At 76.6% G+C, this 23,039-nt stretch carries 3 protein-coding genes; 2 read left to right on the top strand and 1 reads right to left on the bottom strand.

Going from position 1 to position 23,039, the window contains the following annotated elements:
* Positions 1–142 precede the first annotated feature (142 nt).
* Together ACWGSR_RS09110 and ACWGSR_RS09105 are read left to right on the top strand one after the other, a co-directional pair.
* Complete coding sequence (locus ACWGSR_RS09110; RefSeq protein WP_453564864.1) at positions 143–14,863, top strand: amino acid adenylation domain-containing protein; 14,721 nt, start codon at positions 143–145, stop codon at positions 14,861–14,863.
* Positions 14,860–22,407, top strand: a complete 7,548-nt coding sequence (locus tag ACWGSR_RS09105; RefSeq protein WP_453564862.1) for an amino acid adenylation domain-containing protein — start codon at positions 14,860–14,862, stop codon at positions 22,405–22,407. The genes ACWGSR_RS09110 and ACWGSR_RS09105 overlap by 4 nt, the downstream gene beginning before the upstream one ends.
* Here ACWGSR_RS09105 and ACWGSR_RS09100 read toward each other — a convergent pair.
* On the bottom strand, positions 22,404–22,946 hold the full coding sequence (locus tag ACWGSR_RS09100) for a 2'-5' RNA ligase family protein (RefSeq protein ID WP_453564860.1): 543 nt from the start codon (positions 22,944–22,946) through the stop codon (positions 22,404–22,406). The genes ACWGSR_RS09105 and ACWGSR_RS09100 overlap by 4 nt on opposite strands.
* Positions 22,947–23,039 lie beyond the last annotated feature (93 nt).

Below are 23,039 nucleotides of genomic sequence, written 5' to 3'. Positions count from 1 at the left end.
CCCGCGACGCCCGCGGTGAAGACCGGGCGGCTTTTCCCCGTGCGTGCCGCCGCGCGGAAGAAAACCCTGGCGATCTCCTCGTGCCGAATGCCCGAACTCCGCTCAAACGTCCCCTGAAAACCTCACCGAAGGTGTCGTCGGCATGCCTGAAGACCACTCCTTTCCGTCGGGCGAGTCCACCCCCGAATTCCTCGAACTGACTACGGCCCAGCAGGGTGTGTGGTACGGCCAACTGGTCGACCCGGACAGCCCCAAATACAACATCGGGGAATGCCTGGAGATTCACGGAGGGCTCGACGAGAGATTATTCTCCGCCGCTCTCAACCGGGCGGCCCACCTCTGCGACAGCCTGAACATCGCGTTCGTCGCCGAGGACGGCCCCGTCCGCCAGCGCGTCCTCCGCCCGGCGGCCGAAACCGACCGGCTGCACCGGCTGGACCTCACCGGAGCCGACGACCCCGTCGCGGCGGCGGAACGGTACATGGCCGACGACATGGCCACCGTCGACCGCCTCGAAGCGCCGCACCACCACTTCGCCCTGCTCCGGCTCGGCCCACGGCTCCACTACTGGTACGTCCGCTACCACCACATCGCCGTGGACGGCCTCGGCGGCTCGCTCTTCGCCCGGACCGTGGCCGACTTCTACGCGCGTGCGGCGCGCGGCGAGGACCTCGCGGCACTGGAACCGCCCACCGGCCCCCTGCACGCCCTGGTGGCCGACGAGGCCGCCCACCGCGCCTCCGGCCGGCTGGAGGCGGACCGCGCCTACTGGACCGACAGATTCTCCGACCGCGCCGCGGACGGAGTCGGCGGCACGGACGGGACGCCCCTCCTCAGGAGACGCACCGACCGGCCGGAAGACGGCGGGCGCCCCGGGAACGACGACCCGTCCGGTCCCGGCGCCGTCGCCCTCCACACGGGCGAGACCCTCCCCCTGCCCGTGTTCGACGGGCTGCGACGGCTCGGGGCCGGCAACCGCACCACCTGGAGCGCCGTCCTCGTCGCGGCGGTCGCCGCCTACGCGGCCCGGGTCACCGGACGCCGCGAGGTCTGTGTGGGCCTCGCTTCCCACGGCCGCCACGGCGCACTCCTGCACGTGGTCGGGATGACCTCCACCGTCCTGCCCCTCAGACTGACCGTCGACCCCGGCACGACGGTCGGGGAACTCGTCCGGAGCGTCGCCGCCGAGATGCGCGGAGCCCTGCGCCACCGCCGCTTCTCGCGCGAACAGCTGGCCCGCGAACTGAACCTGGCCGACGGGGCGGCACGGCTCACGGACCTCGTCGTGAACATCATGGGATACGGCTACGACCTGGACTTCGCCGGCAGCCCCGCCGCCTCCCGCCTGCTCTCCCTCGGCCCCGTCGACGACGTGTCCCTGTTCGTCTCCGAACGGGCCGAGGGAACCGGCCCGCAGATCGGCTTCGACACCAACCCGGCGCTCTACCACCCCGACGACGTCCGGCTCCACCAGCAGGCCGTGGTCGGCTTCCTCACCGCGCTCGCCGACGCGGACCCCGACACGCCCGTGCGCGACCTCCCGCTGCTCGACGCGGAGGCCGCCGGGGCGCTCCTCGACCACGGGCGCGGCGCGGCACTCCCGGCCGGGACCACGGCCACGAGCCTGCCGGAGGCGTTCGCCGCACGCGTCCGCGCCAACCCCGGCGCCCCCGCCGTCGCGGACGGCGCCACCACCCTCTCGTACGGGGAACTGGCGGAGCGGGCCACGGCCCTGGCCCGCGCCCTCACCGGCTGGGACCTCGGCGCCGAGGACGGGGTCGGCGTCCTCGCGGGCCGTTCGGCCGCCGTCGTGACCGCCTCGCTCGGCGCCGTGCAGGCAGGGACCGCCTACGTGCCGATGGACGCCGACTGGCCGGCCGAACGCCTCGACCGCGTCGCCGGGACCGCCCGTGTCCGCGCCCTGGTCGTCGACGAGGACGCCGCCGGACGCGACTGGGTGAAGGAGGCCGCCACCCGGCTGCCCGTCCTCGTGGTCGACCGCACGGGCACCGTCCTCCGGGGCGGTCCGGAACGGCCCGGCCCGCTGCCGGGACCCCTCCGCGGCGACCGGCTCGCGTACGTCATGTTCACCTCCGGCTCCACCGGCCTGCCCAAGGGCGTCGGGGTCGGCCACGCCGACGTCCTCGCCCTCGCCGCCGACTCCGTCTGGACCGACGGCGCCGGCGACGCGGTCCTCATGCACTCGGCGTACGTCTTCGACGCCTCCACGTTCGAGATCTGGGTGCCGCTCCTCAACGGCGGCCGGGTCGTCGTCGCCCCCGAAGGCCTCCTGGACGCCCGCAGGCTCAAGGACGCGACCGCCCGCGACGGCGTGACCGCCGTCTTCCTCACCACCGCGCTCTGCAACGTCGTCGCCGAGACCGACCCGACGGCCTTCGCGGGCCTGCGCCTGGTCGCCGCCGGCGGCGAGGCCGCCGCCCCCGACCTGATGGGACGGATGGCCGCCGCGGCCCCCGGGACCCACGTCCTGCACGTGTACGGACCCACCGAGACCACCACGTTCGCCTCCCGCCACCGGGTCGGGCCCGGCGCCCCCGGCGTCCCGCCCATCGGCCGGGCCCTCGACGGAACGCGCCTGTACGTGCTCGACGACTCCCTCCGCCCCGTGCCGCCCGGCGTCGTGGGCGAGCTGTACGTGAGCGGCGCCGGAGTCGCCCGCGGCTACCTGGGCCGGCCCGGCCTCACGGCCGTCCGCTTCGTCCCCGACCCGTACGACGGGAACGGCGGCCGGATGTACCGCACCGGCGACCTGGCCCGCTGGACGGCGCACGGGGACGTCGAGTACGCGGGACGGACCGACGGACAGATCAAGCTCCGCGGATTCCGGATCGAACCCGCCGAGATCGAGAACGCCCTGCTCGCCCGCCCCGACGTCCGCGACGCACGCGTCCTGGTCCGCGAGGACGCGCCGGGCGACCGCCGGCTCGTCGCCTACGTCGTACCGGCCCCCGGCACGCGCCCGGACGGCCCGGGACTCGCCCACGCCCTCGCCCGCGTCCTGCCCGCGTACACGGTGCCCTCCGCGTTCGTCCTCCTCGACGCGCTGCCCCTGAACGCCAACGGCAAGGTCGACCGGCGGGCCCTGCCCGCACCCCAGGCCCCCGCCACCCAGGGGTCCGCCCCGCGCACCCCGCAGGAGGAGGTGCTCGCGGGCCTGTTCGCCGACGTCCTCGGCGTGCCCGCCGTGGGCGTCGACGACAACTTCTTCTCCCTGGGCGGCCACTCCCTGCTCGCCACCCGGCTCGTCTCGCGGGTGCGGGCCGCGACGGGCGCCGACACCGAACTGCGCGACCTCTTCGCCCACCCCACGGTGGCCTCCCTCGCCGCCACCCTCGGAACGGCCGGGGAGGCCCGGCCCGCCGTCGTCCCCAGGGACCGGCCCGATCCGCTCCCGCCGTCCTTCGCCCAGCAGCGGCTGTGGTTCCTCAACCGTGCCGAGGACGCGGGGGACACCTACAACGTGCCGCTCGTCCTCGACCTCGAAGGCCCCCTCGACACCGGGGCGCTGCGCGGCGCCCTCGCCGACGTGGTCGCCCGGCACGAGACCCTGCGCACCGTGCTCGCCGAGCACGACGGCGCGGCCCGCCAGGTCGTGGCCGACGCGCGGACCGCCGCGTCGCTCGTCCCCCTCGCCGTCGAGACGCCCCCGGCGGGCGAACCGGCCGGCGACTGGGCCGAACGGACGGTGCGCCGGCTGACCTCGGCGCCCTTCGACCTCACCACCGACCTCCCCGTGCGCGCCCGGCTGCTCGCCACCGGCCCCGACCGGCACGTCCTGGTCCTCGTGCTCCACCACGTCGGCGCCGACGGCTGGTCGCTGGCCCCGCTCTGCCGCGACTTCGGATCCGCCTACCGCGCCCGGACCACGGGCACCGCGCCCGACTGGCCCGAACTGCGCGTCCAGTACGCCGACTACACCCTCTGGCAGCGGGAACTGCTCGGCGACGACGCCGATCCGGAGAGCCCGGTGGCACGCCGGCTCGACTTCTGGCGCGACGCCCTGCGCGGCGCCCCCGACCTCCTCGAACTGCCCCTGGACCGGCCCCGGCCGGCGGTCCCGGACCACCGCGGCGACGCCGTGCCGTTCGACCTGCCCGCCGACGCGTACGCGCGGCTCGGCGCCCTCGCCCGCGACACGGGCTGCACGCCCTTCATGGTCCTCCAGGCCGCGCTCGCGGTGACGCTCCGCGCCCACGGCGCGGGCACCGACATCCCGCTGGGCACCGCGGTGGCGGGCCGGACCGACGAGGCCCTGGACGAACTGGTGGGCTTCTTCGTCAACACCGTCGTGCTGCGCACGGACCTGTCCGGCAACCCGGCCTTCCGCGAACTGCTGCGCCGGGTGACCGAGTTCGACCTCGCGGCCTTCGACCGGGCCGACCTGCCGTTCGAGCGGCTGGTCGAGGAGCTCAACCCGGACCGGTCCGGCGGCCACCACCCGCTCTTCCAGACCATGCTGGTGCTCCAGAACCAGCGGGCGGCCGTGCTCGACCTGCCCGGCGTCACGGTACGGGACAGGTCCCGGCACACCGGCATCAGCAAGTTCGACCTGACGTTCTCGCTCGTGGAGGTCCCGGAAGCCCCGGAGGCTCCGGAGACCCCCGGGGCCCCGGACACCGGCGGCACGGGAGGCCGCCCCGCCGCCGTCCGGCTCGGCGGCCACCTCGAATACGCCACGGAGCTCTTCGACCGGTCCACCGCCCGCGCGCTCGCCGACCGGTTCGCCCGCGTCCTCGCCCTCGCCGTGGCCGAACCCGACCGCGCCGTCGGCGACTTCGACCCGCTCACCCCGGACGAGCGCGCCGACCTCCTGGAGAGGGGACGCGGCGAACGGCGCCCGCTGCCGTCCCTCACCGTGCCCGAGGCCGTGGGGGAGTGGGCCGCCCGCACCCCGGACGCGCCCGCCGTGCGCGACCCCCGCACCACCCTCACGTACGCCGAACTGCACGCGCGGGCCGACGCCCTCGCCCACGTGCTGCGCGAGCGCGGCGCCGGCCGCGGCGCCCTGGTGGCGCTCGCGGTCCCCGCCTCGGTGGACACCGCGGTCGCCATGCTGGCCGTGCTGCGGGCCGGAGCCGCTTACGTGCCCGTCGACCCCGAGTACCCGCACGCCCGCATCCGCCAGATGCTGGACGACGCACGCCCCGTACTGCTCCTCACCGGGACGGACGTCCCCGCCGGCATACCGACGGGCGGCATACCCCGGCTCTCCCTGGACGACCCGGCCGTACGGGCCACGGACCAGGGCGTAAGCGCCTCCGGTCCGGCCACGAGCGACTCCGATTCCGCCACTCGGGCCGGGGCCGGGGATCCGACCGCGCCCCACCCGGCCGACGCCGCCTACGTCATCTACACCTCCGGGTCGACCGGCCGCCCCAAGGGCGTCGTCGTCCCCCACGAGGCCCTCGCCAACCACATGGCCTGGATGGCACGCCATCTGGACCTCACCCGGGACGACCGGGTCCTCGCCCGCACCTCCACCAGCTTCGACGCCTCCGTCTGGGAGCTGTGGCTGCCGCTCACGCAGGGCGCCGAGGTCTGCGTGGCACCCCCCGGAGCCAACCGCGAACCGCGCGAACTCCTCTCCTGGATGCGCCGGTTCGACGTCACCGTGGCCCAGTTCGTCCCCTCCCACCTCGCGCTCGTCCTCGCCGAGGAGACCGAGGCCGGACCGCCGCCCGCCCTGCGGGCCGTCCTCTGCGGCGGCGAACCCCTGCCGCGCACCCTCGCCGACGCCGTCGCCGCCCGGTGGCACGCCGAGCCGCACAACCTGTACGGGCCGACCGAGGCGACCATCGACGCCACCGCGCACCGGGTGGACCCGGCGGAGGCCGCGCCGGCACCCGGCGGGTCCGTGCCCATCGGGCGGCCCGTCGACGCGATGCGCGCCTACGTCCTCGACGAGCGGCTGCGCCCCGTGCCGCCCGGCGTCACCGGAGAGCTGTACCTGTCGGGCCCCAACCTGGCCCGCGGCTACCTCGACCGCCCGGGACTCACCGCCTCCCGCTTCGTCGCCGACCCCTTCGACGCCCCCGGCGCCCGCATGTACCGGACCGGCGACCTGGTCCGGTGGGACCGCGACGGGCGGCTCGCCTACGTCGCCCGCGCCGACGACCAGGTCAAGCTCCGCGGCTTCCGGATCGAACCAGGCGAGGTGGCCGCGACCCTCCTCGGCCTGCCCGGCGTCACGGCCGCCTGCGCGGTGGTCCGCGAGGACACCCCGGGACGCCCCCGGCTCGTCGCGTACGCCGCCGTCGCCGACCCGGCGCCGGGAGCCACCGCCCTGCGGGACGCGCTCGCCGGGACCCTGCCGCACCACCTGGTGCCCGAGGCGGTCGTCGTCCTCGACGCGCTGCCGCTGCTGCCCAACGGAAAGGTGGACCGCGGCGCCCTGCCCGTCCCCGACGAGGACCCGGACCGGACGGGACCGGGCCCCCGGACCCTCCGCGAGGACCTGGTCACGGGGATCTTCGCCGACGTCCTGGAACGCCCGTCCGTCGGACCGCACGACAGCTTCTTCGACATCGGCGGACACTCCCTCCTCGCGATGCGCGTCGTCAGCCGGATCCGCTCCGTCCTCGGCGCCGACCTGGCCGTACGCACCCTCTTCGAGCACCCGACGGCCGCCGCCCTCGCCCGGGTCCTGGACCCGGCGGCACCGGCCCGGCCCGCGGTGACGCCCGTCCGGCGGCGCCCCGACCCCCTGCCGCTGTCCTTCGCGCAGAGCAGGCTGTGGTTCCTCGGCCGCCTCGAAGGGCCCGGCTCCACCTACAACGTCCCCCTCGTCCTGGAACTGCGCGGCACGCTGGACGCGGACGCCCTGCGCGCCGCCCTGCTCGACGTCGTGGAGCGCCACGAGTCGCTGCGCACCGTCTTCCCCGAACGGGACGGAGTGCCCCACCAGGTGGTGCTGCCCGCCGCCACCGCCGTACCCCGGCCGCCCGTCGAGAGCACGGCGCCGACGGACCTGGAGGCGGCCGTCCTGGCCGCCGTGCGCGAACCGTTCGACGTGCTCACCGACCCGCCGCTGCGCGCCCGGCTGCTGCGCGCCGCCCCCGAACACCACGTCCTGGTCCTGGTCCTCCACCACATCGCGGGCGACGGCTGGTCCCTGGGGCCGCTGACCCGGGACCTGGGCGACGCCTACCGGGCCCGGCTCGCCGGCCGGGCGCCCGGACCCGCGGCCGGCACCCCGCTCCAGTACGCCGACTACGCCCTCTGGCAGCACGACCTCCTCCGGGAGGACGGCGACGTCCTCGACCGGCAGCTCGACCACTGGCGCGGCGCGCTCGCGGGCCTGCCCGAACTGCTCGAACTGCCCCTGGACCGGCCCCGCCCCGCCGTCGCGGACCCCCGGGGAGCCGTGGTCGCCTTCGACGTGCCGCCCGCCCTGCACACGGCCCTCCTCGACCTGGCCCGCGCCTCCGGCAGCACCCTCTTCATGGTGCTCCGGGCGGCCGTGGCCGCGCTGCTGCGGCAGCACGGCGCGGGCGACGACGTCCCGCTCGGCTCGCCGGTCGCCGGCCGCACCGACGAGGCCCTGGAGGACCTGGTCGGCTTCTTCGTCAACACGCTCGTCCTGCGCACCGACCTGTCCGGCGACCCGACCTTCCGCGAACTGCTCCACCGAGTCAGGGAGTTCGACCTGACGGCCCACGCCCACCAGGACGTGCCGTTCGAGCGGCTCGTCGAGAGCCTCAACCCCGTCCGCGCCCGGGACCACCACCCGCTCTTCCAGACCATGCTGGTCCTGCAGAACCAGCGGCCCGTCCGCCCCGACCTCCCCGGTCTCACCGTCGAACACCGGCTCGTCCACAACGGCCTGAGCAAGTTCGACCTCACCTTCGCGTTCGACGAGAACGGGGACGGGGACGGGGACGGGGACGGGGGCGCGGAGAGGGCCGGAGGCGGTGAAGGGAGCGGCCTGAGCGCGGGCATCGAGTACGCCACCGCGCTCTTCGACCGCGCCACCGTCGAGGCGCTCGCGGCCCGGCTCGTCCGGCTGCTCGAACAGGTGGCCGCCGACCCGGACAGGCGCCTGTCCGGACACGACCCGCTCACCCCGGACGAACGCCTCCGCGTCACCCGCTGGGGCACCGGCCGCGCCCTCCCCGCAGGAGCCGGCTCCGGAGCCGACACCGGGACCGAAGCCGGGAACGCCACCCTGCCCGCCCTCTTCGCGCGGTGGGCGCGCCGCACCCCCGACGCGCCGGCCGTCGCGGACGGCGCCACCACCCTCTCCTACGCCGAACTCGACCGGATCTCCGCCGGTCTCGCCGCCGACCTCGCCGGTCTCGGCGTCGGACCCGAGGACTCCGTCGGCGTGCTCCTGGGCCGGTCGCCCGCCGTGGTCGCCGTCTCCCTCGGCACGGTCCGCGCGGCCGCCGCCTACGTGCCGCTGGACGCGCGCTGGCCCGGCGAACGGCTCGACCGGGTCGCCGCCGTGGCGGAGCCCCGCGTCCTGGTCGTCGACGAGGAGAACGCCGCCTCCCCCTGGGTGACCGCACGGGCCGGCGGCCTGCCGGTCGTCGTCGTGGACCGGCTCGGACGCGTGCTGCGCGGGGCCCCGGCCCGGCCCGGCACCCCGGCGCCCGTACCCGCCCCGGACGCCCTCGCCTACACCATGTTCACCTCCGGCTCCACCGGCCTGCCCAAGGGCGTCGGCGTCGGCCACGCGGACGTCGTCGCCCTCGCGCACGACGCGGCCTGGGCGGACGGCGCCGCCGACGCCGTCCTGATGCACTCGGCGTACGTCTTCGACGCCTCCACCTTCGAGATCTGGACCCCGCTCCTCAACGGCGGACGGGTCGTCGTGGCACCGGACGGGCTCCTGGAGGCCCGGACCCTCGACGACGCCGTCCACGAGCACGGGGTGACGGCCGTCTTCCTGACGACCGCCCTGTTCAACGTCATCGCCGAGACCGACCCCGGGGTCTTCGCCGGGCTCCGGACGGTGTGCGCGGGCGGCGAACTCGCCTCCCCCGACGCGATGCAGAGGGTCGCCTCGCTCGCCCCGCAGACCCGCGTCCTGCACGTCTACGGGCCCACCGAGACCACCACCTTCGCCACCCGGTACGCCGTCGCCGGCGACCTCCCGGCCGGGCCGCCGCCCATCGGCCGCCCCCTCGACGGCATGCGGCTCCACGTCCTGGACGACGCCCTCCGCCCGGTCCCGCCGGGCGTGACGGGCGAGCTGTACCTCGCCGGGCGCGGCGTGGCGCGCGGCTACACCGGACGCCCCGGCGCCACCGCCACCCGGTTCGTCGCCGACCCCTTCGCGGCCGACGGCGGTCGCATGTACCGCACCGGCGACCTCGTGCGCTGGACCCCGGACGGGCACATCGCCTACGTCGCCCGCGCCGACGGCCAGGTCAAGCTGCGCGGCCACCGCGTCGAACCCGGCGAGATCGAGGCCGTCCTCGCGGGCCGCCCCGAGGTGGCCGACGCGTTCGTCCTGGTCCGCGAGGACGTGCCGGGCGACCGCCGGCTCGTCGCCTACGTCGTGCCGGCCGCCGGAGCCCGGCCCGACCCCGGCGCACTCGCCCGCGAGGTCGGCCGCGCCCTGCCCGCCTACATGGTGCCCGGCGCGATCGTCCCGCTGGACGCCTTCCCGCTCACCCCCAACGGAAAGGTGGACCGCGCCGCCCTCCCGGCGCCCGACCACGACGCCCCGGCCCGCGGCAGGGCCCCGCGCACCGCCCGCGAGGAGATCGTCTGCGGCCTCTTCGCCGATCTGCTCGGCCTGCGGACGGTGGGCGCCGACGACGACTTCTTCGCCCTCGGCGGCCACTCCCTGCTCGCCACCCGCCTCGCCGCCCGGCTGCGCACCGTGCTCGACGTGGAGACCGAGGTCAGAACGGTCTTCGAGCACCCGACGCCCGCGGCCCTCGCCGCCGCCCTCGACGGCGCGGGCGCGGCCAGGGCACGGCTCGGACGGGCCGCCCGCCGGCCCGACCCGATGCCGCTGTCCTACGCCCAGCAGCGCCTGTGGTTCCTCCACCGCTTCGAGGGCCCGAGTTCCACGTACAACGTGCCGCTCGTCCTGCGCCTGGACGGCCCGCTGGACACGGACGCCCTGACCCGCGCCCTCACGGACGTGGTCGAACGGCACGAGAGCCTGCGCACGGTCTTCCCCGACACCGCGGGCGTGCCGGGGCAGCGGGTCCTCGACGCCGCCGGCGCCGACATCGACCTGACGCCCCGCGACGTCGCACCGGACCTGCTCGACGCGGCCCTCGGCGCCGAGACCGCGTACGCCTTCGACGTGGGCGCCGAACGGCCGGTGCGGGCCCGGATGCTCCGCCTCGGGGACGACTCCCACGTCCTGGTGCTCCTCGTCCACCACATCGCGGGCGACGGCTGGTCCCTCGCCCCGCTCGCCCGCGACCTCGGCACGGCCTACCGCGCCCGCGTCGCGGGGGAGGACCCGGCCTGGGCCGGACTCCCCGTCCAGTACGCGGACTACACCCTGTGGCAGCGCGAACTCCTCGGCGACGAGGAGGACCCGTCCGGCACGGCCGCCCGGCAGCTGGAGTTCTGGCGGACCGCGCTCGCCGGACTGCCCGACCTCCTCGACCTGCCGCTCGACCGGCCGCGCCCGGCCGTCGCCACGCACCGGGGCGACGCGTTCCCCTTCCCGGTCGACGCCGCGACGCACCGCGCCCTCGCCGACCTCGCCCGGTCCCGGGGATGCAGCCTCTTCATGGTGCTCCAGGCCGCGCTCGCGGTCCTGCTGCGCGCGCACGGCGCCGGCGAGGACGTCCCGCTGGGCACGCCCGTCGCGGGGCGCACCGACGAGGCGCTCGACGACCTGGTCGGCTTCTTCGTCAACACCCTGGTCCTGCGCACCGACCTGAGCGGCGACCCCACGTTCGCCGAGGTCCTCGACCGGGTGCGGGAGTTCGACCTCGCGGCCTACGCCCACCAGGACGTGCCCTTCGAACGCCTGGTGGACGCGCTCGACCCCGAGCGGGCCCAGAACCGCCACCCGCTGTTCCAGACCATGCTGGTGCTCCAGAACCACGGCGGGGCGACCGTGGACCTGCCGGGCCTCACGGTGGCGGAGCAGCCGGTCCGCACCGGCATCAGCAAGTTCGACCTCACGTTCACGTTCACCGAGCGCCGGGACGAGCAGGGCCGCCCCGCCGGCCTCGACGGGAACCTGGAGTTCGCCACCGACCTCTTCGCGCACTCCACCGCGCACGCCCTCGCCGCCCGTCTGACCCGGCTCCTCGGCTCGCTCGCCGCCGCCCCGGACCGGCGGATCCGCACGGCGGACGTCCTGACGGCGGACGAGCGGGCCGCGCTCGTCCGGAGCGGACACGGCCCCGCCCGGCAGGTGCGGGCGCGGACCGTGCCCGAGGCGTTCCGCGCCCAGCGCGACCGCACCCCCGGGGCGGTCGCCGTGCGGGACGGCGAACGGAACACGACCTTCGCCGAACTGGACGAACTCTCCGACGCCGTGGCGCGCCTCCTGCGCGGGCGCGGGGTCGGCCGCGGGGACGTGGTGGCGCTCGCGCTGCCCGGCACCGCCCACCAGGTGGTGGCCATGCTCGCGGTCGCCAAGACCGGCGCCGCGTGGCTGCCGGTCGACCCGGAGTACCCCGCCGCCCGGCTCGGCTTCGTGGTCGAGGACGCCCGGCCCGTCCTCCTCGTGACCTCGACGGCGACCCTGCGGACGCTGCCGGACCTGCCGGTGCCCGTCCTCGTCGTCGACGGCCCGGAGGCGGCGGAAGCCGGTACGGAGCCCGTACCGGACGCCGTACCGGACCCGCGGGACGCCGCCTACGTCATCCACACCTCGGGATCGACCGGCCGCCCCAAGGGCGTCGTCGTCACCCACGCCGCGCTCACCAACCACATGGCGTGGATGGCCGACCACCTGTCCCTCACCGACGCCGACCGCGTCCTCGCCCGGACCTCGCCGAGCTTCGACGCCTCGGTGTGGGAGACCTGGCTGCCGCTGCTGCACGGCGGCGCGACCTGCCCCGTGCCACCGTCCCTCAACCACGACCCGGCCGGACTCCTCGCCCGGATGCGACAGGAAGGAGTGACGATCGCCCAGTTCGTGCCCTCGCTCCTCTCCCTCGTCCTCGGCGAGACCGGGCGCGAGGAACCGCCGGCCGCCCTCCGGGCCGTCCTGTGCGGCGGCGAGCCGCTGACCGCGTCCCTGGCCGGACGCGCCGGACGCGCCTGGGGCGCCGAGGTGCACAACCTGTACGGGCCGACCGAGGCGACCATCGACGCCACCGCCCACCGCCACCGGACCGCCGACCCGACGGCGCCCGGCACGACGGCGACGTCCGGCACGACGACCGCGTCCGACACGACCGCGTCCGGCACGAGCACGTCCGCCCCGGCCGCGTCCGGCACCCGGGACACGGCCACGGTGCCGCTCGGCCGGCCGGTCGACAACACCCGCGCGTACGTCCTGGACGACGGGCTCGCCCCGGTCCCGCCGGGCGTCGTGGGCGAGCTGTACCTCGCCGGCGAGGGCCTGGCGCGCGGCTACCTCGGCCGCCCCGGCCTGACCGCCGAACGGTTCGTCGCCGACCCGTTCGGACCTCCCGGCACACGGATGTACCGCACGGGCGACCTCGTCCGCCGCGCCGCGGACGGCCTCCTGGTCTACGTGGCCCGCGCCGACGACCAGGTCAAACTGCACGGCCTGCGCATCGAGCCCGGCGAGATCGAGGCCGCCCTCACCGCGCTCGACGGCGTCGCCGCCGCCTCCGTGCTCGTCCGCGAGGACCGGCCCGGCGAACAGCGCCTCGTCGCCTACACCGTCCCCGAACCCGGCGGTCCCGGCGTCCCCGACGCCCCCGCGCTCCGGGAACGGCTTGCCGCGTCCCTCCCGCCGTACATGATCCCCGCCGTCTTCGTCCCCCTGGACGCGCTGCCGCTGCTGCCCAACGGCAAGACGGACCGGCGCGCGCTCCCGGCGCCAGCCCGCCCCTCCGCGGAGGCCGGACGGGACGGCGGGAAGCCGCGCACCGAGCGGGAGCGGATCCTGTGCGAGGTGTTCGCCACGGTGCTGCGCCTGCCCGGCGTCCGCACCGACGACGACTTCTTCGCCCTGGGCGGCGACAGCATCCTCTCCATCCAGCTGGTCAGCCGGGTCCGCGAGAACCGGCTCGGCATCACCCCCCGGGACGTCTTCCTGCACCGCACGCCGGAGGCGATCGCGGCGGCCGCCGAGGAGCTCGACGGACGGACCCCGGCCCCGGCCGACGACGGCGTGGGCACCATGCCGCTCACCCCCATCGCCGCCTGGTTCCTGGACCGGCCGGGCCCCACGGACGGCTACAACCAGTCCGCGGTGCTGCGGACCCCCGAGGACGCCGACGAGGAGCGCCTGGCCGCCGCGCTCCAGCTCCTCGTCGACCACCACGACATGCTGCGGGTGCGGGTCACCCGCACCGCCGGGGGAGAACCGGCCCTGGAGACCCTGCCCGGGGGGACCGTGCCGGTCCGCCCCCGCCTCACCCGGATCGACGTCGCGGGACGGGACGCGGACGGGGTCCGCGCCGCCCTCGCCGAGGCCGGCGAGCGGGCCAGGGAACGGCTGCGGCCCGCGCACGGCGAGGTGTTCGAGGCGGTCTGGTGCGACGCCGGCCCCCGGACGCGCGGACGCCTGCTGCTCGTCGTGCACCACCTGGCGGTCGACGCGGTGTCCTGGCGCGTCCTCGTCGAGGACCTGGCCACGGCCTGGCGCGCCGTGTCCGCCGCCACCGGTCCCGCGCCGGAAACCACCGCCACCGGCCCGGCACACGCCCCCGCCGCCACCGGTCCCGCGCCGGAAGCCCCCGCCGGGGCGACCGCCCCCGTCCTGCCGCCCGTCACCACCTCCTACCGTTCCTGGGCACGGCTCCTCGCCGCCCAGGCCCGGGAAGGCACCCGCGCGGCCGAACTCCCGCTGTGGGAGACGGTGGCGCGGGCGTCCGACCCGCCGCTCGCCGACCGGCCCCTCGACCCCGCGCGGGACACCGCGGGCCGGACCCGGACCCTGACCACCCACCCGGCGGCCGCCCGCACCGGGGCGCTGCTCACCACCGCCCCGAGCGCCTTCCACGCCGGCGTCGACGACGTCCTGCTCACGGCCCTCGCCCTCGCCGTCCGCTCCTGGCGCGCGGAACGCGCCGACCGGACCGGCGCACCGCGCCCGGAGGGCACCGGCGTGCTGCTCGACCTGGAGAGCCACGGCCGCGAACAGATCGCCGGACACCTCGACCTGTCCCGTACGGTCGGCTGGTTCACCAGCCTCCACCCGGTCCTGCTCGACCCCGGCCCCCTCGACCCGCGCGACCCCGCCCGCTTCGGCGCCGACCTCGTGGACCGGGCCGTCAAACGCGTCAAGGAGCAGCTGCGGGCCGTGCCGGACCACGGCATCGGCCACGGCGTGCTGCGCCGCCTCGACCCCGGCGCGCGGGCCCGCCTCGAAGGCGCCGCCGAACCCCAGATCGGCTTCAACTACCTCGGCCGGTACGCGGCGGAGGACCCGGCGGGCGACGGGGACGCCGACTGGCAGGTGGTGCTCGACGGCGGCGGCCCGGCCGCCCAGGACCGGGACATGCCGGTCCACCACGTCCTGGACATCAACGCCCACACCGAGGACCGGCCCGGCGGGCCGCGCCTCGTGACGCGCTGGACCTGGCCCGCCGACCTCCTCGCCGAGGAGGACGTGACGGCCCTCGCCGACGCCTTCGACCGGGCCCTGAACGCGATCGCCGAACACGCCGAACGGCCCGACGCGGGCGGCTGGACGCCGTCCGACCTTCCCCTGGTCTCCCTCGACCAGAACCAGCTCGACCGACTGAAGAACAAGTGGGGTGGCCGCAAGTGACCGGGTTCCAGCTCGAAGACGTCCTGCCGCTGACGCCGTTGCAGGCGGGCATGCTCTTCCACGCGCTCTACGACTCCGACGCCGTCGACGTCTACACCGCGCAGTTCGCCTTCACCCTCGAAGGCACCGTCGACACGACCGCGCTGCACGCCGCCGTCGGCACCCTGCTGCGCCGGCACGCCAACCTGCGCGTGGGCTTCCTCCACGAGGACCTCGACGAACCGGTGCAGGCCGTGGCCGCCGAGGTCCCGGTGCCGCTCGAACACCACGACCTCACGGCCCCGGACGACGGGCGGACGACCGAGGAGCGGGTCCGCGCCTTCCTCGCCGCCGACCGCACCCGGCGCTTCGACCTCGCCACCCCGCCGCTGATGCGGTTCTCCCTGCTGCGCACCGGACCCGACCGCCACCGCCTGGTGATGACGAGCCACCACATCCTGCTCGACGGCTGGTCGATGCCGCTCCTCGTGCGCGAGCTGTTCGAGCTGTACGCGCACCGGGGCGACGACCTCACCCTGCCCCGCGTCACCCCGTACCGCACCTACCTCGCCTGGCTGGCCGGGCAGGACGAGCCCGCCGCCCTCGACGCCTGGCGCACCGCCCTGGCGGGCGTCGAGGCGCCGACGCTGCTCGCCGGGCGCGGCACGGCGGACGCGGCCCGCGCGGACGAACTGCCCGAGACCCTGGTCCTCGAACTCGACACGGCGACCAGCGAGCGGTTACGGACGGCCGCCCGCACCCACCGGCTCACCCTCAACACCCTCGTCCAGGGCGCCTGGGGCCTGCTGCTCTCCCGGCTCACCGGCCGCCGGGACGTCCTCTTCGGCACGACCGTGTCCGGCCGCCCGCCGGAGCTGCCCGGCGTCGAGTCGATGATCGGCCTCTTCATCAACACCGTGCCGGTGCGCCTGGCCCTCCGCCCCGGCGAGACCCTCGCCGCACTCCTCACCCGGCTCCAGGACGAACAGGGCCGGCTGCTCGGCAGCCAGCACGTGGGACTGACCGAGATACGCGCGACGACCGGCCTCGACACGCTCTTCGACACCCTGGCCGTCTTCGAGAACTACCCGCTGGACGAGGAGACCCTGCGCACCGCCCGGCAGGGCCTGCCCGGCCTGACCGTCACCGGGTTCGAGGGCACGGACGCCGCCCACTACCCCCTCACCCTGACCATCGCCCCCGGCGACGCGCTGCGCGTCACCTTCGGCTTCCGCCCCGGCGCCCTGGACCGGGAGGAGACGGCCCGCACCGTCGCCCGGATGCGCGCCCTCCTGACGGCGCTGGCCGACGGCCTCGACCGCCCGGCCGACTCCGTGTCCGTCCTGCTCGACGGCGAGCGCGAGACGCTGCTCGCCCGCGGCGAGGGCGCCGCCCTCCCGGCCGCCGTGCTCACCACGGGCCTCCCGGACGCCGTCGCCCGGCACGCCGCCGCCCGCCCGGACGCGGTCGCGGTCGCCGGGGCCGGCGAACGGCTCACGTACGGGGAGCTGTGCGCCCTCGCCGACGACCTGGCCGGGACCCTGACCGGCCTCGGCGCGACCGCCGAGGAGGGCGTCGGCCTCCTCCTCGGCCGCTCGGCCGCCCAGGTCACCGCCCCGCTCGGAGTCCTGCGCGCGGGCGCCTCCTACGTGCCCCTCGACCCCCGCTGGCCCGAGGACCGGCTCACCCGGGTGACCGGGGCCGCCGCCCCGCGCCTCCTGGTCGTCGACGAGGCGAACCGCACGCACCCCTGGGTGCGGACGCTCGGCCCCGGGACGCGGATCGTGACCGTGGACGCCGCCGGCCGCGTCCGGGACGGCCGCCCCGCCGCCCCCGCCCCGCTGCCCGCCGGCGTCGGCGGCGCCCGGCTCGCGTACACCATGTTCACCTCCGGCTCCACCGGCCTGCCCAAGGCCGTCGGCGTCACCCACGCCGACGTCGCCGCGCTCGCGGCCGACCGCACCTGGGGCGACGGCGCGACCGACGCGGTCCTGATGCACTCGGCCTACGTCTTCGACGCCGCCACCTTCGAGATCTGGGTGCCGCTGCTGCGCGGCGGCCGGATCGTGGTGGCACCGGACGGCGTGCTCCAGCCCGAGCGGCTCAGGGAGCTGGTCGCCCGGGACGGCGTCACCGCGGCGTTCCTCACCACCGCCCTGTTCAACGTCTTCGCCGAGACCGACCCGGGCGCCCTCGGCCTGCTCCGCCTCGCCGCCGCCGGAGGGGAGGCCGCCGCCCCCGGAGTGCTCCAGCGGCTCGCCGCCGCCCACCCCGCCACGCGCGTCCTCAACGCCTACGGCCCCACCGAGGCCACCACCTTCGCCCTCCTGCACCGGATCACCGCCGACGAGGACCCGGACGGCTCGCCGCCCGTCGGACGACCGCTCGACGGCGTGCGCGCCCTCGTCCTGGACGCCTTGCTGCACCCCGTGCCGGACGGCGCCGAGGGCGAGCTGTACCTCGCGGGACCGGGGGTCGCGCGCGGCTACCTCGGACAGCCGGGCACGACCGCCGCCCGGTTCGTCGCCGACCCCTCGGACCCGGCCGGCGGCCGCATGTACCGCACCGGGGACCTCGTCCGCCGCACCCCCGGCGGAGACGTCGTCTACGTGGGCCGCGCCGACCAGCAGGTCAAGCTGCGCGGCCACCGCATCGAGCCCGGCGAGATCGAGGCCGCCCTGCGCGCCCACCCGTCGGTGCGCGCCGCGTGCGTCGTCGTCCGCGAGGACCTGCCCGGCGACCGCGCCCTGACCGCCTACGTCGTCCCGGCCCCCGGCCGCACGCCCGACCCGGCCGCCCTCACCGCCCACCTGGGCAGCCGCCTGCCCGCGTACATGGTGCCCTCGGCCGTGCAGACCCTGGACGAGCTGCCGCTGACGCCCAACGGCAAGCTCGACCGGGCGGCCCTCCCGGCGCCCGCCACCGCGCCGGACACGACCGGGCGGGCCCCGCGCGGCGCCCGCGAGGAGATCCTCGCGGGACTGTTCGCCGACGTCCTCGGTCTGCCGGGGGTCGCCGCCGACGACAACTTCTTCGCGCTCGGCGGCCACTCGCTGCTCGCCACCCTGCTCGTGGGCCGGATCCGCACGGCGCTCGACGCCGAGACCGGGATCCGCACGCTCTTCGAACACCCCACCGTCGCCTCGCTCGCCGCCGCCCTGGAGGACGCCGCCCGCCCGGCCCGCCCGCCCCTGGTCCCGCGGCACCGGCCCGACGCGCTCCCCCTGTCGTACGCCCAGCGGCGGCTGTGGTTCCTCCACCGGCTCGACGGCCCCTCGGCCACGTACAACATCCCCTTCGCGGCACGCCTGGAGGGCGCGCTCGACGTGGACGCCCTGCGCCGGGCCCTCCACGACGTCGTCGCCCGCCACACCCCCCTGCGCACCGTCTTCCCCGAGCGGGCGGGCGACCCGGTGCAGCACGTCCTCGCGCCCGAGGACGCCCGGCCGGTGCTCCTCCTCGACTCCGTCGACGAGGACAAGCGCGCCGACCGGATCGCCGCGGCCGTGGCCGAACCGATCGACGTCGAACGCGAACTGCCCCTGCGGGCCACCCTGCTGCGGCTCGCGGACGACTCCCACGTCCTCGTCCTCGTCGTCCACCACATCGCCGCGGACGGCTCGTCCCTGGCCCCCCTCCTCCGCGACCTCGGCACCGCCTACCGCGCCCGCCTCGGCGGAACGGCCCCGGAGTGGACCCCGCCGCCCGTCGACTACGCCGACTACACCCTGTGGCAGCGGGAACTCCTCGGCGACGACACGGACCCCGACAGCCCGCTCTCGCGCCAGCTCGCCTTCTGGCGGGACGCCCTGGCCGGACTGCCCGAATGCGTCGAACTGCCCCGGGACCGCCCGCGTCCCCCCGCGCCCCGGCACCGGGGCGCCACCCACCACTTCGCCGTCGACGACGCCACGGCCCGGCGGATCGCCGCGCTCGCCCGCGCGAACGGGTGCAGCGTCTTCATGGTGCTCCGGGCGGCCCTGGCGCTCCTGCTCTCCCGGCACGGCGCCGGCGAGGACGTCCCCCTGGGCACGGCCGTCGCCGGACGCACCGACGAGGCCACCGCCGACCTCGTCGGCTTCTTCGTGAACACGCTCGTGCTGCGCACCGACCTGAGCGGCGACCCGACCTTCCGCGAACTCCTCGACCGCGTCAAGGAGTTCGACCTGTCCGCCCACGCCCACCAGGACGTCCCCTTCGAACGCCTCGTGGAACTCCTCAACCCGGCGCGCGCACCCCACCACCCGCTGTTCCAGACGATGCTGGTGCTCCAGAACCACACCCCCGCCGCCCCCGTCGACCTCCCCGGCCTCACCGTCCACGCCATGCCGGTCGACCTCGGCGCCAGCAAGTTCGACCTGGCGTTCACCTTCGTGGAGACGCCCGGCGGCGAGGACGCGCCCGGCGGCATGCGGGCCTCCGTCGACTACGCCACCGAACTCTTCGACGCGGACACGGTGCGCGGCCTGGCCGACCGGCTCGTCCGCCTGCTCGGCGCCGTCACCGAGGACCCCGGACTGCCCCTGCAGGCCTACGACGTCCTCGGCGACGCCGAACACGCGCGCCTCGTCCGGTGGGGGACCGGTCCGCGCCGGGACCTGCCGGAGGAGACCTTCCCCGACCTCCTCGCCCGGTGGGTACGGCGGACCCCGGACGCCCCGGCCGTCCGCGACGCGCACACCACCCTGACCTACCGCGAACTCGACGCGCGCGCCGACGCCCTCGCCCGGCGGCTCGCCGCGCGGGGCATCGGCCCGGAGGACCGGGTCGCCGTGGCACTGCCCCGGGGCAACGACCTGGTGGTCGCCCTGCTCGGCGTGCTCAAGGCCGGCGCGGCCTATCTGCCCCTCGACACCGGCTACCCGGCCGCCCGCCTCGCGCACATGCTCGACGACGCGGCCCCCCGCCTGCTGCTCACCACCCCCGAACTCCACCCGGGCCTCCCGCGCACGACGGTCCCGCACCTGTACCCGGGAGACGGCGAACCGGCCCCGGACCCGTCCGTCCCCCTGTCCGTCCCGCACGCGGCCCACCCGGCGTACGTCATCTACACCTCCGGCTCCACCGGCCGCCCCAAGGGCGTGGTCGTCACCCACCGGGGCGTCGGGGCGATGGCCGCGACCCAGCGGGAACGGCTGCGGCTCACCCCGGGCAGCCGGGTCCTGCACCTCGCGTCGGTGAGCTTCGACGCCGCCTTCTGGGAGCTGTGCATGGCCCTGCTCTCCGGGGCCTGCCTGGAGATCGACGAGCGCGACGCCCTGCTGCCCGGACCGGCCCTCGCCGCCCGGGTCCGCGACCACGGCATCACCCATCTGACGCTCCCGCCGGCCGCCCTCGCGGTGATGCCGCCGGACTCGCTCCCCGCCGGGACCACGATCGTCCTCGCCGGCGAGGCCTGCCCACCCGCCCTCGCCCGGACCTGGGCGCGCGGACGGCACCTCGTCAACGCGTACGGCCCCACGGAGACCACCGTCTGCGCCACCATGAGCGGCTTCCAGCAGACGGACGGCCCGCTCGCCCCGGACCGCACGGTGCCGATCGGAGCGCCCGTCGACGGCACCCGGGTCCGGGTCCTCGACGACCGCCTCGCCCCCGTACCGCCCGGCGTGGTGGGGGAGTTGTACGTCTCCGGCGAGGGCCTGGCCCGCGGGTACCACGACCGGCCGGGGCTCACCGCCGCCCGGTTCGTGGCCGACCCGTTCGACCGGGCGGGAGGCCGGATGTACCGCACCGGCGACCTGGCCCGGTGGAACCACCGCGGACAGCTCGAATACGCCGGCCGCGTCGACGACCAGGTCAAGCTGCGCGGCTTCCGCATCGAGCTCGGCGAAGTGGAGGCGGCGCTCACCGCGCTGCCCGGCGTCGCCGCCGCCTGCGCCGTCGTGCGGGAGGACCGCCCCGGCGACCGCCGCCTGGTCGCCTACACCGTGCCCGCCGAGGGGACGGCAGGACCCGACGCGGCCGAGGTGCGGGCCCGCCTGGCGGACGTCCTGCCGGACCACATGGTCCCCTCCGCCCACGTACGCCTCGACGCGCTCCCCCTCACGCCCAACGGCAAGACGGACCGCAAGGCCCTGCCGGCGCCCGAGGAGCCGCGCACCGGCGGACGCGAGCCGCGCACGGACCGCGAACGGGCCCTGTGCGAGGTGTTCGCGAGCACGCTCGGAGTGCCCCGGATCGGCGTCACGGACGACTTCTTCGCCCACGGCGGGCACTCCCTGCTCGCCGTGACCCTGGCCCGGCGGATCGAGGAGGAGTGCGGCCGGCGCCTGTCGCTGCGCGCCCTGTTCGCCGCCCCGACGGTCGAGGGCGTCGCCCGCCTCCTGGCGGACCCGGAGGACGGCACCGCCCCGCCGGACGGGCCCCGACCGGTGGACTGGGCGGCGGAGGTCCGCCTCCCCGGGGACGTCACCGGCGCCGGACGGACGCCCGCACCGGCGGACCCGGCGCGACGGCGCCCCTCCCGCCCCTCGCCCCGGCCCTTCCTGACAGGCGCCTCCGGCTTCCTCGGCGCGTTCCTGCTGCGCGACCTGATCGAGACGACCGGCGAACCGGTCGACTGCCTGGTCCGGGCGTCGGACGAACGGGACGGCGTACACCGGCTGCGGGAGAACCTGCGGCGGTACGGCCTGTGGCGCGACCGCTACCAGGGCCTGATCCGCGCCGTGCCCGGCGACCTCGCCGCCCCGGGCCTCGGCCTCGCTCCGGAGGCCCGCACCGCGCTCGTACGCGGGCTCGGCCCCGTGCTGCACAACGGCGCCCGGGTCAACTTCGCGGCCGGCTACGGCGACCTGCGCGCCGCGAACGTCGCCGGGACCGGGGAACTGCTGCGGATGCTCGCCGAGTCCGACTCGCCCGGCATGCACTACGTGTCCACGACGAGCGTCCACGCCCCGTCGGCCGGCCCCGTGACGGTCACGGAGACGACGCCGCCCGGCCCGGCCGACGACCTGCCCGACGGCTACGCGCAGAGCAAGTGGGTCGCGGAGGGACTGGTCGGCCTGGCGCGCGAACGCGGCCTCCCGGTCACCGTCCACCGGCCCGGCCGCATCAGCGGCGACACCACCACCGGCGCCTGCCAGGACCGCGACCTGCTGTGGCAGCTCATCAAGGGCTGCCTCCAGGCGAAGGCGGTCCCCGACCTGCCGCACGGATCGACGGGCTGGGTGCCCGTGGACTACGTCAGCGCGGCGGTGGTGGCGCTCGTCACGGCCGGACGCGACGGCACGGAGACCTTCCAGTTCACCCATCCGGACGCACCGGACCTGGAGCGGGTGTTCGCCGTCGCCGAGACGCTCGGCCACGAGCTGCGCAGGGTGCCCGCCGAGGAGTGGCGGGCGCTCGTCGCGGCCCGCCCCGACAACGCCGCCCAGTTGTTCCTGGGCGAGGGCGGGGGCGCCGGGGGAGGGGTGGACGTGGACGGACGCCGTTTCGACTCCCGCCGCACGGCCGCCGCGGCGGCGGAACTCGGCGTACACCCACCGGCCCTGACGGAGGAGGTCCTCGTGCGCTACCTGGCCTACTTCCGGGGGACGGGCTTCCTGCCGGCCCCGGACACGCCCTAGGGGGCCAGGCCCTCCACCGTACGGGTGACCGAGTCGTAGCTGCGGGCGGCCGTCCACGCCCCGGTCACGACACCCGCCGGCGCGCCGGCCGACGAGGAGAACACCTCGTCGGCCGGCACGTCCCAGGAGGCGTCGCGCGCGCGGCCGAGCGTGACGTGGGGGACCCAGCGGGCCGGATCGAGGAGGGGATGCGGCCTGCCGCTCTCCGGCGCCTCGCCCAGGATCCGCCACACCGCCCCGTGCAGCCGGAGCAGGGCGTCGTCGGGCCGCACGGCCCACGCCAGGACGCGGAACCGGCCGGAGAACCGCGCGAACCCGTCGAGGCGCAGGGGCACCGGCAGCGCCTCCGCGAGCACCCGGAGCAGCCGGGCGCGCACCTCCGCGGGCAGGGCGTCGGCCGAGGCGAGGGTGAGGTGGGGCCGGTTCGTCGGATGGCGGTGCCCGGCCAGGCTCGGCAGACCGGCGTCCGCCAGCCGCCGCCACGCCTCCCGGACGGCCCGCTCGGTCGACGCGTCGGGCAGCAGTTCCACACTGTGCACACGGGCACCCTACGACCGTGCGCGCCGGGTGCGGGGCCGCCGCGACGGTGTGACGATGGTGCTCCCTGGCGGCGGTGACCGGTGCACGGAACG

It is taken from the genome of Streptomyces sp. NPDC055632, assembly GCF_053618675.1.
This window is presented reverse-complemented; position numbering and strand designations above follow the sequence as displayed.

Excerpts from the sequence above, each read along its gene's own strand:
- ACWGSR_RS09110 (WP_453564864.1), top strand. The coding sequence starts at position 143 with ATGCCTGAAGACCACTCCTTTCCGTCGGGCGAGTCCACCCCCGAATTC.